Source organism: Burkholderia ubonensis subsp. mesacidophila (assembly GCF_002097715.1).
GTDB lineage: Bacteria > Pseudomonadota > Gammaproteobacteria > Burkholderiales > Burkholderiaceae > Burkholderia > Burkholderia mesacidophila.
Window position 1 is genome coordinate 2,364,514 of sequence record NZ_CP020738.1, and the last position, 15,511, is coordinate 2,380,024.

Annotated in this window: 18 protein-coding genes; 10 read left to right on the forward strand and 8 right to left on the reverse strand. The window is 66.3% G+C overall.

What is annotated here, in order from left to right:
- Positions 1-4: 4 nt before the first annotated feature.
- Positions 5-139: an entericidin A/B family lipoprotein gene (locus B7P44_RS28050; protein ID WP_021158165.1), complete on the reverse strand. Its 135-nt coding sequence runs from the start codon at positions 137-139 to the stop codon at positions 5-7.
- A gap of 231 nt (positions 140-370) precedes the next feature.
- On the opposite strand from B7P44_RS28050, the gene B7P44_RS28055 reads away from it, so the two are divergent.
- Entirely contained in the window at positions 371-1,666 is a 1,296-nt protein-coding gene (locus B7P44_RS28055; protein ID WP_084909141.1) for an aspartate carbamoyltransferase, read from the forward strand.
- Positions 1,667-1,801: 135 nt separating this feature from the next.
- A complete protein-coding gene (locus B7P44_RS28060) occupies positions 1,802-2,119 on the forward strand; it encodes a 7(1) septoil knot domain-containing protein (protein WP_084909142.1) in 318 nt (105 codons plus the stop codon).
- A gap of 65 nt (positions 2,120-2,184) precedes the next feature.
- On the opposite strand, the gene B7P44_RS28065 is transcribed toward B7P44_RS28060, so the two are convergent.
- Both B7P44_RS28065 and B7P44_RS28070 read right to left on the reverse strand, forming a co-directional pair.
- Positions 2,185-2,604 (reverse strand): type II toxin-antitoxin system VapC family toxin, encoded by a 420-nt coding sequence (locus B7P44_RS28065; RefSeq protein WP_084909143.1) that lies wholly within the window; start codon positions 2,602-2,604, stop codon positions 2,185-2,187.
- Entirely contained in the window at positions 2,601-2,840 is a 240-nt protein-coding gene (locus tag B7P44_RS28070) for a FitA-like ribbon-helix-helix domain-containing protein (RefSeq protein ID WP_084909144.1), read from the reverse strand. Before B7P44_RS28070 ends, B7P44_RS28065 begins: the two co-directional genes overlap by 4 nt.
- A 308-nt stretch (positions 2,841-3,148) precedes the next feature.
- On the opposite strand from B7P44_RS28070, the gene B7P44_RS28075 reads away from it, so the two are divergent.
- Genes B7P44_RS28075 through B7P44_RS28085 form a run of 3 tightly spaced genes read left to right on the forward strand, consistent with a single transcriptional unit; the run spans position 3,149 to position 6,825 of the window.
- Entirely contained in the window at positions 3,149-5,386 is a 2,238-nt protein-coding gene (locus B7P44_RS28075; protein WP_084909145.1) for a TonB-dependent receptor, read from the forward strand.
- A 3-nt stretch (positions 5,387-5,389) separates the two neighbouring features.
- Entirely contained in the window at positions 5,390-6,145 is a 756-nt protein-coding gene (locus B7P44_RS28080) for a tetratricopeptide repeat protein (protein WP_084909146.1), read from the forward strand.
- Positions 6,142-6,825, forward strand: coding sequence for a Fe2+-dependent dioxygenase (locus B7P44_RS28085; RefSeq protein ID WP_084909147.1), 684 nt, complete (start codon positions 6,142-6,144; stop codon positions 6,823-6,825). Before B7P44_RS28080 ends, B7P44_RS28085 begins: the two co-directional genes overlap by 4 nt.
- A gap of 72 nt (positions 6,826-6,897) precedes the next feature.
- Here B7P44_RS28085 and B7P44_RS28090 read toward each other — a convergent pair whose 3' ends face one another.
- The 3 genes from B7P44_RS28090 to B7P44_RS28100 all read right to left on the reverse strand — a co-directional run bounded on the left by B7P44_RS28090 (position 6,898) and on the right by B7P44_RS28100 (position 8,973).
- Positions 6,898-7,668, reverse strand: coding sequence for an MBL fold metallo-hydrolase (locus B7P44_RS28090; protein WP_084909148.1), 771 nt, complete (start codon positions 7,666-7,668; stop codon positions 6,898-6,900).
- A gap of 96 nt (positions 7,669-7,764) precedes the next feature.
- Positions 7,765-8,409, reverse strand: a complete 645-nt coding sequence (locus tag B7P44_RS28095; RefSeq protein ID WP_231716733.1) for a TetR/AcrR family transcriptional regulator — start codon at positions 8,407-8,409, stop codon at positions 7,765-7,767.
- A 141-nt stretch (positions 8,410-8,550) separates the two neighbouring features.
- A complete protein-coding gene (locus B7P44_RS28100) occupies positions 8,551-8,973 on the reverse strand; it encodes an ACT domain-containing protein (protein WP_084909149.1) in 423 nt (140 codons plus the stop codon).
- 209 nt (positions 8,974-9,182) lie between these two features.
- Between B7P44_RS28100 and B7P44_RS28105 the strand changes: the two genes are divergently transcribed.
- The 4 genes from B7P44_RS28105 to B7P44_RS28120 all read left to right on the forward strand — a co-directional run bounded on the left by B7P44_RS28105 (position 9,183) and on the right by B7P44_RS28120 (position 12,873).
- Positions 9,183-9,971 carry a M15 family metallopeptidase gene (locus tag B7P44_RS28105; RefSeq protein ID WP_084909150.1) on the forward strand — a complete coding sequence of 263 codons (789 nt, stop codon included), beginning with the start codon at positions 9,183-9,185 and terminating at the stop codon, positions 9,969-9,971.
- 139 nt (positions 9,972-10,110) lie between these two features.
- Positions 10,111-10,713, forward strand: a complete 603-nt coding sequence (locus tag B7P44_RS28110) for a nucleotidyltransferase family protein (protein ID WP_084909151.1) — start codon at positions 10,111-10,113, stop codon at positions 10,711-10,713.
- A 92-nt stretch (positions 10,714-10,805) separates the two neighbouring features.
- Positions 10,806-10,955: a hypothetical protein gene (locus B7P44_RS37260; protein ID WP_010089444.1), complete on the forward strand. Its 150-nt coding sequence runs from the start codon at positions 10,806-10,808 to the stop codon at positions 10,953-10,955.
- Positions 10,956-11,319: 364 nt separating this feature from the next.
- On the forward strand, positions 11,320-12,873 hold the full coding sequence (locus tag B7P44_RS28120; protein WP_084909153.1) for a methyl-accepting chemotaxis protein: 1,554 nt from the start codon (positions 11,320-11,322) through the stop codon (positions 12,871-12,873).
- A 65-nt stretch (positions 12,874-12,938) separates the two neighbouring features.
- Here B7P44_RS28120 and B7P44_RS28125 read toward each other — a convergent pair whose 3' ends face one another.
- Positions 12,939-13,619, reverse strand: a complete 681-nt coding sequence (locus B7P44_RS28125; protein ID WP_084909154.1) for a LuxR C-terminal-related transcriptional regulator — start codon at positions 13,617-13,619, stop codon at positions 12,939-12,941.
- 208 nt (positions 13,620-13,827) lie between these two features.
- Positions 13,828-14,712, reverse strand: coding sequence for a patatin-like phospholipase family protein (locus B7P44_RS28130; protein WP_084909155.1), 885 nt, complete (start codon positions 14,710-14,712; stop codon positions 13,828-13,830).
- Between the two features lie 254 nt (positions 14,713-14,966).
- Here B7P44_RS28130 and B7P44_RS28135 point away from each other — a divergent pair, with 254 nt between their 5' ends.
- Positions 14,967-15,455 carry a hypothetical protein gene (locus B7P44_RS28135; protein WP_084909156.1) on the forward strand — a complete coding sequence of 163 codons (489 nt, stop codon included), beginning with the start codon at positions 14,967-14,969 and terminating at the stop codon, positions 15,453-15,455.
- The last annotated feature ends 56 nt before the right edge of the window (positions 15,456-15,511 follow it).

Below are 15,511 nucleotides of genomic sequence, written 5' to 3' on the forward strand. Positions count from 1 at the left end.
CGGCTTACTTCGCCTTTTCCGCGGTGTCGCTGATCGCCTGCCCACCCTTCGAAATATCCTGACCCACACCGGCAACCGTGTTGCAACCGGCGAGCGCGGCGGTCACCACCAGCAGCATTGCAGCAATCGTACGCGTCATGCTCAATCTCCTTCGAGTCGAAAAGCCCGAGCGGGCGAAGCGTGAATCGTCTGCGGCGCGGCGTCCTGCGGCGCGCGGGACGCGGGGCCTGACCTGATTATACGAGGCCCGCCGGCGCACGCCAGTGGGCCTCGCCCCGCGCGACGCGTGCCGTCGCGCAAGTTTTCCTTGACTTCAGCCATCGCCGAACTAATATACGCACCGCGTATATTTTCCCGTGAGGTGCCGCCGATGACCGTTCCCCAGCAAGCCTTCCTCCGCGACGCGATGCGCCGCCTCAACATGACCCGCGAAACGTTCGCGAACCGCATCGGCGTCAGCCGCCGCGCGCTTGATACATGGCTGTTGCCAGACGATTCGCAGGAGTCGCGCGGGATGCCGGAGATCGTCGAGCGCTTCGTGTCGGAGATCGTCGGCCGCCCCGCGCCGGAAAACGGCAACCATACGCAAAGCGTAGATCATCACGGGCTCGCGAAGCAGTTCCTGTTCGAGGGCAAGCCGCAGTTGCTGTCGGTCGACCAGTTCTCGCGGGATTCGGTCGAGGCGCTGTTCCGCGTCGCCGACGTGATGCAGCCGATCGCGCGCCGCCGCAAGATCTCGCGCGTGCTCGAGGGCGCGGTGCTCGGCAACCTGTTCTTCGAGGCCAGCACGCGCACCCGCGTCTCGTTCGGCGCGGCGTTCTGCCGGCTCGGCGGCTCGGTGTGCGACACGACCGGCTTCACGTTCTCGTCGATGGCGAAAGGCGAATCGATCTACGACACGAGCCGCGTGATGTCCGGCTACGTCGACGCGCTGGTGATCCGCCATCCGGAGAAAGGCTCGGTCGCCGAATTCGCGCGCGCGACCAACCTGCCGGTGATCAACGGCGGCGACGGCCCCGGCGAGCACCCGAGCCAGGCGCTGCTCGACCTGTACACGATCCAGCGCGAATTCTCGCGGCTCGGCAAGATCGTCGACGGCGCGCACGTCGCGCTCGTCGGCGACCTCAAGTACGGCCGCACCGTGCATTCGCTCGTCAAGCTGCTCGCGCTGTATCGCGGGCTCAAGTTCACGCTCGTGTCGCCGCCGACGCTCGAAATGCCCGCGTACATCGTCGACCAGATTTCGAAGAACGGTCACGTGATCGAGCAGACGCACGATCTCGCGGCAGGGCTGAAGGGCGCGGACGTCGTCTATGCGACGCGCATCCAGAAGGAGCGCTTCACCGACGAATCGTTCGAGGGCTACACGCCCGATTTCCAGATCAACCAGGCGCTCGTCGACGCCGTCTGCGGGCCCGACACGCTGATCATGCACCCGCTGCCACGCGACAGCCGGCCCGGCGCGAACGACCTGTCGGTCGACCTGAACCGCGACCCGCGACTTGCGATCTTCCGGCAGACGGACAACGGGATTCCGGTGCGGATGGCGATCTTCGCGGTGCTGCTCGGCGTGGAGAACCTCGTCCAGCACTCGATGCGCGACGCGACGTGGCGTCCGCCCGCGTACCTCGGGCCGGAGGATGCGGTGTTTCACGGGATCGATTGAGCAGAGCGAGCGGCACGACGACGCACGCGATTGACCCAATCGCCGGCAGCCATTCGATTCATCAGGCAAAATGCCCGGCGCATCTTACGTATCGCTTTCGGCGCATGCCGCTCCACCCTTTCCGATTCCGTCCACATGAAACTCAAAGCCGCGATGACGCTCGCGCTGCTGCTGGCTCCGTGCCTGGCCAGCGCGGGCAAGCTCGACAAAAGCTGCACGTACAAGGGCATTCACCTGCAAGGCAGGGTCAAGGTCGTGAAGTTTCACCCCGATCTGAAAGTGCGGATCAACAAGTACTTTCCCGATCTCTTCGTCCAGCGCGTTGATATCCATCCATCCGAATGCGGCAGATGGAAGTTTGTCGACTCGGACTACGATTTCACGATCCAGTATGTCGATAGCTTCGAGGACATTGAAGTGAAGTGGACCGACTCCTTTCCGGGCGTGAGGTAACTCCGCACTTGTGGTGCCATGCGCCGGCCCCCGCCCCATCCGCACCACCGACGCACTAAACCCCACTAGACCGCCCACGGATCGATCGCCCTCAGGCCAGCCGCCTCGAATGGCGCGATGTCGCGCGTCGCCACGATCAATCCGTTCGCTTCGGCGGTCGCGGCGATATAGCCATCGGCAGGCGCGATCGCGCTGCCGGCCGCCCGCGCGCGTGCGCGAAGCCTGGCATAGGCCTCGCTCGCAGCCGTGTCGAACGGCAAAATCCGGCCGCGGAATACCGGCACCACTCTTTGTTCAATGCTTCGATGCAGCCAGTCTCGCCGCTTGCCTTCAGGCATCGCGGCGACGCCGAATCTCATCTCGGCCAGACTGATCGCCGCCAGAAACAAGGTTTCGACATTCTGGGCGTCGAGCCACTCCAGCACTGACGCATTCGGCGCAGGCCGAAGCGGCTCGGATATGACGTTGGTATCGACAAGAATCATTCGAAGTTCATCGGCTCGGTTGGGGTTTTGTCGCGCGGAATGTCGAGATCGACACCCCCGATTTCCCGCCCGATTTCCGCCAGCAACGTTCCCAATTTGAGACGCCCTTCCGGCTGGACCGCTTTCTCGAGGATGTCACGCACCTCCGCTTCGGTGCTGCGTCCATGCTCCGCCGCGCGAATCCGAAGCGCGCGATGGACTTCGTCAGGCAAGTTCCGAACGGTTATCACTGGCATGATGCATTCTCAGACATTGATTTCAATGCAGTCATCCTAGCACTTTGCTGTCACCGGGAGAAAGCCACACCAAGAAGAATCTACCGCCGCCGCGCGCCGCTTCCCAGCTAGCCATCCGGACAGCCGCCCCGTAACCCCTGCCCGCAACACTTGTCAACACTTCCGCAACAACTCAAACAAGAACGCTTCTCATTCAATGAAAAATTACATAGAATGCCGCCTGAAAACAAATCGTAATAATTCCCGGCGGCATTCCCGCTTTTGCAGCGTTCGCTTCCGGGGCCACACCAGTCGAGGTCGTTGCGTTGATGAAGTCCCGCCCTGACGAGCTGAAGCTCGGAAAACTCACCACCCTGTGCAGCATGCTCGCGGCAGGCCCCGCGTTCGCCGACGGCGCGCCGCCACCCGCACCCGCGAACAACGACGGCCATCTCGCGCCGATCGAGATCAAGGGCAAGACCGAGCACAGCTACAAGGCGGACTTCTCCGCTTCCGCGAAATTCACCGCGCCGCTCGTCGACACGCCGAAGTCCGTCACCGTAATCCCGCAGGAATTGATCCAGAACAGCGGCGCGGCCACGCTGACCGAGGCGCTGCGCACCGTGCCCGGCATCACGTTCGGCGCCGGCGAAGGCGGCAACCCGCTTGGCGACCGGCCGTTCATCCGCGGCTACGACACGCAGGGCAGCATGTTCGCCGACGGCATGCGCGACACGGGCGCGACCACCCGCGAGATCTTCAACACCGAGCGCGTCGAGATCACCAAGGGCTCGGACGGCGCATTCGGCGGCCGCGGCGGCGCGGGCGGCAGCATCAACCTGATCACGAAGGCGCCGCACCTCGGCACGACGGCGGCGGCCAGCGCGGGCCTCGGCACCGACCGCTACCGCCGCTTCACCGCCGACGGCAACTGGCAGTTCGCGGATCACGCGGCGTTCCGCCTGAACCTGATGAGCCACAACAACGACGTCGCGGGCCGCGACGCGGTCAACAACGAGCGCTGGGGCGTCGCGCCGTCGATCGCGTTCGGCCTCGGCACGCCGACCCGCGTCGTCGCGAGCTACTACCACCTGGCCACCGACGACCTGCCCGACAGCGGCATCCCGTACGTCTATGGCTTCAACATCCCGAAGGGCGTCACCGACGGCCCGGCGAACGTCGACCGCCACAACTTCTACGGGCTGCGCGACCGCGATTTCCGCAAGACGACGTCGGACATCAGCACGCTGAAGATCGAGCACGACATCACGTCGTCGCTGACGATCCGCAACACCACGCGCTACACCGAGTCCACGCAGGACTACATCTGGACGCAGCCCGACGACAGCTCGGGCAACGTCATCAACGGCAAGGTCTGGCGCCGCAACAACAACCGCAACAGCTCGGTCAACAGCATCGCGAACCAGACCGAGCTGTTCGGCGAATTCCGTACCGGCCCGTTCAAGCACAGCTTCACGACTGGCATCGAGCTGTCGCGCGAATGGGGCAAGCGCGACACCTACAACGTCGCCGCCGCGAACGGCAAGATCTGCCAGAACGGCATCGGCGCGGCGTCGGGCTACAACTGCACGAGCCTGTGGTCGCCTAACCCCAACGATCCGTGGGCCGGGTCGATCACGCGCAACAACGACTACGCGCGCGCACGCACCGTGACAAAGTCGATCTACGGCTTCGATACGATCGAGCTGACGCCGCGCTGGCAGGTGAACGGCGGGCTGCGCATCGACGACTACTCGACGCGCTTCACCGACACCCGCGCGAACGGCGGCAAGACCACCACGCGTGACGACACGCTCGTGAACTGGCAGGCCGGCCTCGTGTTCAAGCCCGCGCAGAACGGCAGCATCTACGCGTCGTACGCGACGTCGTCGACGCCGGCCGGCATGTTGCTCGGCGAAGGCAGCGAAACGCAGTCGCTGACGCCGGGCCGCGGCGGCGTCGGCTCGAACGCCGACCAGCTTGCCCCCGAGAAGAACCGCAGCATCGAGCTCGGCACCAAGTGGAACGTGCTTAACGACAAGCTCGCGCTCACCGCCGCGCTGTTCCAGATCGATACGACGAACGCACGCGTGACGCTGCCGAACAACCAGTACGCGATGGTCGGCAACAAGCGCGTGCAGGGCCTCGAGCTCGGCGTCGCCGGTCAGATCACGAAGCAGTGGCAGGTGTTCGGCGGCTACACGTACATGAAGAGCGAGCTGCGCGACAACGGCAAGGACACGGCGAACAACGGCAACCGGTTCCCGAACACGCCGAAGCACAGCTTCACGATGTGGTCGAACTACGACGTGACGCCGAAATTCACCGTCGGCGGCGGCGCGTTCTACATGTCCGAAGTGTTCGGCGACCCGGCGAACCAGCGCGCGGTGCCGTCGTACTGGCGCTTCGACGCGATGGCGCAGTACCGGATCAACAAGAAGCTCGACCTGCAGCTGAACGTGAACAACCTGTTCAACCGCACGTACTTCGATCAGGCGTATCCGGCGCACTACGCGTCGATCGCACCGGGCCGCTCGGCGTTCGTCACGCTGAACGCGCGCTACTGATCGATGGAAGCCGTGTCGCTGAAGGCGCTCGCGTCGGTGTCGCCGCGCGGGTTCGCCGCGATCCTGGCCGGGCCGCCCGAGCGCGCCGCCGCGTGGGTCGCGGCGGCGGCCGGCCACGGCATCGTCGACGCGCAGGCCGTCTACGGGCAGTACCTGCTCGACGGCCACGGCGTGCCGCGCGATCCCGCCGCTGCGCTGACGTGGTTCCGGCATGCCGCGCACGCGAATCATCCGATGGCGATGAACATGCTCGGCCGCTGCTACGAGTTCGGCTGGGGCACCGCCGCGTGCGCGCCGGTCGCCGTGTACTGGTACCGGCTCGCCGCGCAGGCGGGGCTCGACTGGGGCATGTACAACTACGCGACCGCGCTCGCGCTCGGCAACGGCGTCGACGAGAACCGCGCCGACGCGCTCGACTGGTTCCGGCGCGCGGCCGCGCTCGGTCATGCGAAGTCGATCAACCTGATCGGCGGGTTCTACGAGGACGGCTGGGTCGTGGCCGCCGACGCCGATCTCGCGTTCGACCACTACCGCCGTGCAGCCGAAGCCGGCGATTTCCGCGGCCAATTCAACTATGCGCGGCTGCTCGCGGAGCGCGGCCAGCTCGACGACGCGCTCGCGTGGCTCGCGCGCGTGCCGGCCACCGCGACGCCGGCGTTCGTCGCGAAGATGCGCGCGTATCTCGCCGCGTCGCCGTTCGACGCGTTCCGGCAGGCAGCCGCGCGGCTGCAGCCGGACGATCTGGAGTTCGCATCATGATGCTGCATGTTCCCGGGGTATTGACCAAGGCGCAGGTCGCGCAATGCCGCGAGGTGCTCGACCAGGCCGAATGGACCGACGGCAACGCGACGTCGGGCGCGCAGTCCGCGCTCGCGAAACGCAATCGACAATTGCCCGAGGAGTCGCCCGCGGCACGCGCGGTGGGCGACGCGATCCAGGATGCGCTGGCGCGCAACGCGCTGTTCTTTTCGGCGGCGCTGCCGCTCAAGGTGTTTCCGCCGCTGTTCAACCGTTACGAGGGCGGAGAAGCGTTCGGCACGCACGTCGACAACGCGATCCGCCTGCTGCGCGGCACCGATTTCCGGGTGCGCAGCGACCTGTCGGCGACGCTGTTTCTCGAGGAGCCCGAGGCTTACGACGGCGGCGAGCTGTGTGTCGAAGACACGTTCGGCGTGCATCGCGCAAAGCTGCCGGCCGGCGATCTCGTGCTGTATCCGGCGTCGAGCCTGCATCACGTGACGCCGGTCACGCGCGGCGCGCGAGTGGCGTCGTTCTTCTGGATCCAGAGCATGGTGCGCGATGACGCGGATCGCACGCTGCTGTTCCAGCTCGATACGCAGATCCAGACGCTGTCGGCAGAGAAAGGCGCGCAGGATGCGGGCGTGATCGCGCTCACGGGGATCTATCACAACCTGTTGCGGCGCTGGGCGGACGCGTGACCGTTGATCATGCGCGTCAACGCCCGGGCGCCCTTCAGCGCGCCAAGCCTGGAACGGAAACTGGACGCGTTCTTAGAGGACGCACACTTCGCCATCCTCAGGAACGCGCAGCCGATCCGTCATCCCCTTCTCTGCCGAGAAATCACGCAGTTCGTTCCTGGTCAGCATTGCATGGTTGACCGCCTCCATATGGGTTGCAACCAGCGTGGCCTGGGGCGCGGCCTGATGGACCTTGTGCACATCTTCCTTGCCCATAATGATTGGGCCCAGTCCGGGAACCTGCGCATCGCCGCAATTCAGGATGACCGCATCCGGCCGATGGGCTTTCAGGTTGTCTTCCACGAACGTGTTCCAGACGGTATCGCCGGCAAGGTACAGGGTCTTTTCCGCGGCGTGCTTGAACACGACGCCGCTCACCTGGCCCATCAGATCGCCAATCGCGTGCATGACTTTGTCCGACCCGTGCTGACCAGGCGTCTTGATAAGCGTCAGCCCGTTGAATGACGTGTTGTCCGTGAGCACGCGCACATCCGTGAATCCCGCCCCCTTCACGATCGCGGCATCCTGTCCATGCTGGACGAACACCGGCAGGCTTTTCGGGATCAGGGATTGGGCCGCATCGTCCCAATGATCGAGATGGGTGTGGGTCACGATGACGGCGTTCACATCGAGGATCTGTTCGACCGGCAGAGGCAGCTCGACGGTCGGCCATTTCAGGTGGCTGTTCGCCGTGCCTTCGAATCCGGGATAGGCGCCCTTCGGCGCGAGCACGGGATCGACGAGGAACCGCGTGCCGGCGATTTCGATGATGACGGTTGCATTGCGGATCTGCTGGACCTTCATGGGGACACTCCTTCTACGCGGGATTTTTAAGTACCGATCGTTACAAAATCAGGTAAAAAAAGTGCATGCGGATGGCATGCACGCCTTCGAACTTCTTCAATCGAGATTCAGGAACAGCAGTCGCAAAGCGTCGTCGAGCCGCTCGTTGCCGTAACCGGCTCGCACCATCACCTGAAGCCCCGGGAACGCGACAACGAGGAGCCTCGCCACGTCTCGCGCAGGCCGGGTGCCGTTCACCGAACCCTCTCCCTGACCGCGTTCGATCACGCGCGTCAGCGCGTCCTCGATGTATTGAAAGTCGCTCTGCACCCGCTCTCGCACCTCCGGGTCGTGCGGCGCCATTTCAACCGCTTGATTGATGCTCATGCATCCGTTCGCGAACTTCGGCGCATGGGCATCCCTGACGATCATGCGGAAAAAAGTCTCGATCGCGTCGCGAGCCGGCCCGTGGTCGAGGATCCGGTGCATGTCGCGTGCGCGGTCGCTCCGGTACGCGTCGAATGCCGCGAGAAAGAGCTCGCGCTTTCCGCCGAATGCACCGTAGAGGCTGCTCTTGCCCAGCCCCGTCGCGTCGACCAGGTCGACAACGGAAGTCGCTTCATATCCCTTGCGCCAGAAGACTTCCATCGCCTTGTGCAAAACCTCTGCGGCATCGAATTCCCGCGGCCGCGCCATCATCGCCCTCCACTTGGCCGTATTACCAGTGGCGGCGATTATGAAACGACCGGTACGAAACGTCAACCGGCCTTCGTCCGGATCGGGCGCCAAGGGGTCGATTGGGCGGCATCAACGCGCCGCGGGTTCGCGTTCGACAAAGCGCGCGCCCCATCCGGTCGAGTCATGATGTCAGCGCCCCTGCCTCGACCATCCGGCGCGAACCCCTCACGCCCGCTGCAGGATGTCGATGGCTTTCTCGGCATCGCCCAGCGAGTCGACCGCGATGTACGCGATGAACTGGGTGCCCAGCACGGCAGCCGACACGCCGCGCAGATTGATTCCCCCGTCAGCGAGCGCCTGGGTCAATTGCGCGATGACGCCCATTTGATCCAGACCCATCACACGGACGGAGTGAAGACTCGGGGTCACGTTGAATCCCACCTGCGTGGCGGCGCGAATCACCGCGTCTCCCTGCAGCGGCGCGACAAACACGACGCCCTTGCCCGCCGCCTCCGACGTGCGGCGCGCGACGATGAACTGCAAATCCGCGCCGGCATCCCGCAGCGCGCTCAATACGTTGGCGAGGCCGCCCGGTTTGTCTTCGATGGTGGCGGCCCAGACATCGACACGTTCTACGCTCAGTTCCATGGCAGTCCCTCCTGCCTGTTGCACCTCGATAAAAAAAATCTACTTCACCGACGGCACACCGGCAAGGCGAGTAGCGTATCGATCGGACCTGTCGTCGCAAATGACGTCGTGCAGGGCATGCGAGTTCGACGCGCCCGGTTCATGGGAAGGCCGGAACGTCACCAGGACGCCCAACCATCACGTCGAAACTCTGGCATATTGCCGAATCGATGCCGCATATCGGCAATGGTTTCCTGTTCGGCTCGACACGTTGCGCCGGTGCGCGTTGTCAGACGCGTGACCGGCGATTTTCCATTTCACCGTTTCCTCCAGCCATCGTGATCTCTCTTTCCGATCCCGTCGTTCGCGCGGTCGGCCTGATCGAATCGCATGAACGGTTCGTCGACCTCGCGACCTTCCATCATCGCGTGGCGGTCGATCTCACCCGCAGCATCGTGCCGGGCGACAGCGAACATTTCCTGAAGGTCCGCCGCGGCGTGGCCGACCGGCTCGTCATCGCCGCGAGCACCCTGCCGGACAACTTGCGCCTGCTGGTGAAAGAAGGCTACCGGCCGCTGGCGCTGCAACGCACGTACTTCGAAAAGCATCTCGCCGATTTGCGCCGCACGCTGCCGTCCGCCACCCCGGAGGAAACGCTGTTCGAACTGGCAAGCCGTTATGTCGCGCCGCCCGACGTCGCCGCGCATCCGACGGGCGCGGCGGTCGACCTGACGTTGATCTCGGCGGACGGAAGCGAAGCGGACCTGGGCTGCGTGCTCGACGCGACGGACGAGGAGTCGTCGGGCGCCTGCTACACCGACAGCCAATTCATCAGCCGGGACGCGGTACGCAATCGGCACCGCCTGTCGGCAGCGATGACGACCGCGGGCTTCGTCAACTATCCGTCCGAATGGTGGCACTGGTCGTTCGGCGACAAATACTGGGCCGTCGTGCAACGCCAGCCGAACGCCATCTATGGTCCCGTCGACGAACACGTCGTTCAGGAATGGACCCTTTGACGCGAGCCACACGCCCCTCCTGCACGAAACCGGTGCACTGCCCCGCTACAGCGCGCGCACACGCGGGCGAACCCGCACTTGCCCATCGCAGCCCGGTCCCGCACAATTCCAGCACCTGCTTCTCGTCCCCGCTTCGCCGATGTCCTATGCGTCGCTCGCCACCGGCGTTCTCCTGGCCGCCGGCCTCGGTCAGCGCTTCGATCCCAGCGGCCTGCACAGCAAGCTGCTCGCCCTGCTTCCCGACGGCACGCCGGTCGCGGTCGCGGCCGCCCGCAGGCTCGCGACGGCCACCGCCGACGTGGTCGCCGTCGTGCGCCCCGGCGCCGAAAAACTCGCCTTTCTGCTGAACGAAGCCGGCTGCCGGGTCGTGTTCGCGCCCGACGCGGTGCGCGGCATGGGCGCGAGCCTCGCCGCCGGCGTGCGCGCGAGCGCCGATGCGAGCGGCTGGCTCGTCGCGCTCGGCGACATGCCGTGGATCGCGCCGGCCACCTACGAGATCGTCACCCGCACGCTCGACACCGGCGATACGTCGATCGTCGCGCCGGTCCACCGCGACATGCGCGGCCATCCGGTCGGGTTCGCGTCGCGCCATTACGACGCGCTCGCCGCGCTCGACGGCGACACCGGCGCCCGCGCGCTGTTCGCGCGCGAGCGGATCACGCTGCTCGACGTCGACGATCCGGCCATCCTGCGCGACGTCGACACGCCCGCGGACCTCGCGCACGGACGCGGCGACCGCTGACGAATCCGGGTGCAAACGCGGGCCCGATTGCCTATAAATGAGACGAGGTGCCGGCGCACCACGCGGCGGCCGTCACGACTCGCGAGCGCTCCATGACCGACGATCACACGACTCCGCTGCCCGAACCCCCGGCAGACCCGACCCGCGATCCGGAAGGCGATCCGCTCGTGCCGCCGTCGCCCGGACATCATCCGGACAATCCTCAGCAGCCGGAGGGGCCGCCCAGCAAGGACCCGGTCTAGGCGTCGGTCCACGCGCAGCCTGTTCCCGCACGCGTCGTCGGACGCACCGGCTTGGTGCGGGGCGGCTCGCGGTGGGTGGTCCGCATCGCCGATGCGTCACGCATCGGCTCCTCACTTCGCTTCACCGCTTCGCTCCGTGACACCGGCCCGTCACGTCGCCCGATCCTCTCCACCGACGCCCCGTTCGAGCGCGAACCTTGCACCGCGCGACCGACGCCACGCGCCCATCCCGTTGCGCAAACCTTGATCGGCGTCGTCACCTAGGGATTTCCCGCCTACGGTCACCCGCCGCTTGCGCCGACAAGAAAGTTATCCCGTCACGCCGCGAGCGGCGCGTTTCTCCGATCGACCGACCGAACCGACCATGCGCAATCTCTCCCTGAATCAGAAACTCGCTTCGATGATCGTCATCCTTTGGCTCGGCCTGCTTGTGATCGCAGGGCTCGGTGCGTGGCAGACGCGCGCGTCGATGATCGAAGGCCGCCGCGACCAGCTCTCGACGCTGGTGTCGCAGGCCGCGAGCGTCACCGATCACTTCTACAAGCTGTCACAGCAGAACGCGATGCCGGAAGCCGATGCGAAGCAGAAGGCGCTGGAAGCGATCGCCGCGATGCGCTACGGCGCCGACGGCTACATCTCGATCAACGATTCGAAGGCGGTGATCGTGATGCATCCGATCAAGCCTGAAATCAACGGGAAGGACATGTCCGGCTTCACCGATCCGGGCGGCAGGCACCTGTTCGTCGACATCGTGAAAGCCGCGGACCAGGCCGGCGGCAAGGGCTTCGTCGAATACCAGTGGCCGAAGCCGGGCGCGGACAGGCCGCAGGACAAGACGAGCATCGTGCAGCGCTTCGCGCCGTGGGACTGGTATCTCGTGACCGGCATGTACATGAACGACGTGCATACGGCGGTGCTCGCGAGCGTCGGCCGCTGGTGCGCGATGACCGCCGTGCTCGGCGCGATCGCCACGTTCGTGATGGTGCTCGTGCTGAAGAGCGTGCGCGCGAATCTCGGCGGCGCGCTCGAGGACGCGCTGACGGCCGCGCAGCGCATCGCGCAGGGCGACCTGACCGCGCGCGTCGACTTGCGGCCGAACGATCGCGGCAGCCTGCTGCACGCGCTGCACACGATGCAGGGCGGGCTGATCGACATGGTGTCGCGCGTGCGCATGGGCACCGAGAACATCAACGTCGGCGCGGGCGAGATCGCCGCCGGCAACACCGACCTGTCGCAGCGCACCGAGGAACAGGCGGCCGCGCTCGTGCAGACCGCGTCGAGCATGGACCAGATGACCGCGAACGTGAAGCAGAACGCGGACAGCGCCGCGCAGGCCGCCACGCTCGCCGACCAGGCCGCGCAGGTCGCGACGCGCGGCAGCGAAGTCGTCGACGACGTCGTGCGCACGATGGCCGAGATCACCGACCGCTCGCACAAGATCGGCGACATCATCGGCGTGATCGACGGCATCGCGTTCCAGACCAACATCCTCGCGCTGAACGCGGCCGTCGAAGCCGCGCGCGCGGGCGAACAGGGCCGCGGCTTCGCGGTCGTCGCTGCCGAAGTGCGCTCGCTCGCGCAACGCTCGGCCACCGCGGCGAAGGAGATCAAGTCGCTGATCGTGTCGTCGAACGAAACCGTCGACCACGGCGCGGCACTCGTCACGCAGGCGGGCGAGACGATGGGCGAGATCGTGCAGTCGGTGCGGCGCGTGAACGAGATCCTCGACGAGATCAGCCACGCGTCGCGCGAACAGAGCGCCGGGATCGAACAGGTCAATCGCGCGGTCGGCGAGATGGACCAGGTGACGCAGCAGAACGCGGCGCTCGTCGAACAAGCGGCGGCCGCCGCGCATTCGCTGCGCGATCAGGCCGAAGCGCTGCGCGACGCGGTCACGCGCTTCGCGTTGCCGGCCTGACGCGGTTCGCGGCCCCCCTCCGGACGGGCGGCCGCGCGCTGCGCCGCCCCGCTCCGGTCCTTCATTCACGCCGATGCTGCACCGTTTTCGGTCGCGTTCGCGTCGTGACGCAGGCCGAGCGTCGCCGCGCGCCGGATCAGCTCGACGTCGCTTTTCACGCCGAGCTTCTTCATCGCGCTGATCTTCTGCGCGCTGACCGTCTGCTTGCCCTTGTTCAGGCGCTCGGCGATCGCCTTGATCGACACGCCCGACAGGTAAAGACGGATCACCTCGATCTCGCGCTGCGACAGCTTCGGCGCACCCTCGCTGCCGTCGTCGGCTGAAGCGAGCGTGTGCTTGACCGTCGGCGACAGATAGCTGCCGCCGCCATAGCTCGAATGGATCGCGGTCACGATGTGGCCGACGTCGTCGAGCTTGCTGACGACGCTCTGCGCGCCCCGCGCGAGGATCGAGCGGATGATCACCGGACTCTCGTGCGTGACCAGCACGACAATGCCGACGCCCGGGCGCGCGCCCCGCAGGCAGTCGAGCAGCTTCAGCAACTCCATCTGCCCGTCGCCGTGCATCGCGTAATCAATGAGCGCAATGTCGCAGTCGACGTCGCCGATCGACGCGACCATGTCGCCGGCGCGCTGGTAGACGCCGACCAGATCGATCGCGCAGGCGCTGCCCGCAATATGTTCCATGCCGGCCAGCGTCAGCGGCCAGTCATAGGCGAAGACGATACGGACACTGAATTTCCCCATACGCGTTTCCATTGGTTCCGGCGGATTCGGCAAGCGGCATCGGCGCCGCCCCCCGCCGGTCCGGTTCGGCTTTCCCGATCAGGCTATTTATAGCCCGATCGTCATTCTATGGATCCGGCGGCGCGGGAGATATCGGACAGGAACTTAAATGCACCGCCGAGCGGTGATACGAGTTTTATATTTGGCCGCGCGCGGCTCGCGCGGCCCGTCAATGCGCCGACGCGGGCGTGTGGGCGTGTTCGCGCAGCTCGCCCGGGATCGTGCTGTCCGACAGTCCGCCACGGTCGATCCATAGGCGCGTCCGGTGGGCGGCCTGGTCGATCAGCTGCGCGCACTGCGTGTAATCGTAGGACGACACGTCGAGCGGGCACAGCGGCGGCACGACGTGGATCTGCGCGCGAGCCGCGTACTGCTCCAGATCGCGCACCAGTTGCCGGGCGATCACGAGCGTCAGCGCATGCGTCGCGTGGGCGATCGCGCTGCGCGGGGGCGCGTGCAGCGCGCACGCGAACCCGGCCGGCAGAACGACGATCCGCTTGACGCCGAGCGCGACCGCCACCGAGATCGGCGTGTTGTTGGCGACACCGCCGTCGACGAGCGCCACCCCGCCGATCCGCACCGGCGGAAACACGCCGGGAATCGCCGCGCTGGCCTGCACGGCGTCCACGACCGGTCCGGCGGACAGCACGACTTCGGTGCCGTTCAGCATGTCGGTCGCGACGATGTGCAGCGGCAGCGCGGCCTGCTCGATCCGGCGGTACGGGAGGTGTTTTTCCAGCAGCAGGCGGAATGCGTCGGCTTCGACGAGATGCGGCCGGCTGCGCAGGATCATCGCGAGCAGGCTGCGCATCGACAGCGGCATGATGTCCTGCCGCCGGATCTTGCACCAGAGCGCGGCGAGCATCGCGACGCCGTCCGCGTCCGGACGGCCCGCGAAATACGCGGCGTTGATTGCGCCCGCCGATGCGCCGATCACGCAATCGGGCCGTTCGCCGCTCGCGACCAGCTCGCGAAGCATGCCGACTTCGATCGCGCCGAGGCTGCCGCCGCCGGCGAAGACGAACGCGGTTGACGGGATGGGGTCGGGCGGCACGATCGGACTCCGTGCGGGTGGATGCGGCGCGGGGCGCCGGGCCTGTCATTCGTGATGATGGACCGGGCCGGCGCAATCCGGTGTTGCTGAAAACCCTGCCGGGCGGGGCGCGCGGCCGGCCGTTCGGCCAACGTGAAGGCCGGCGCGCTGCGGCGGGCGGCGCTACGGGTAAAATTGCGGCCTTCGAATGCCAATCCGGGCGACGCGCCGTTCACGTGCCGCATGCGCCCTCGCCTGTTTTCTCCGACCGATTCATGACCGATTCCGACCTCCACGCCGACGACACCACGATCCACGAAGACACCCTCTGGCGCGACACCGGCTGGACCGCCCGCATCATCAAGAACGAAGACGACGACGGCTGGGCCGTCGAGATGATCAAGGACGGGGAAGCCGAGCCGGCGCTGGTCGGGCCCTGGACGATGGGGCGCGACAAGAAGAACCCGAAGCCGATGGACGCGAACGCGTTCCGGACGCTGGTCAAGACGGCGACCGAGGTGCTGATGCGGCACGCGCAGCAGCGGCGCGCGATGCTCCACAAGGAAGCGACGGTCTGGGCCGGCGAGGACGAGGTGACGGTGACGCTCGATATCGTGCCGGACGAGTTCGAGCCCTATGCGGAACTCAAGGCGCTCGACCGCTTCGGCGAGCTGCTCGGCGAAGCGAAGGTGTCGGCGGCGTTCAAGCTCACAAAGGCGAGCGCTGAGCGCTGGGTCGAGTCGGGGTTCGGGCGGCCGGCCTGAGCCCGGTCGCTCGAGCGCCCAGCAGGCAGCGCAAGCGCTCCGCCCCCATCATCAAA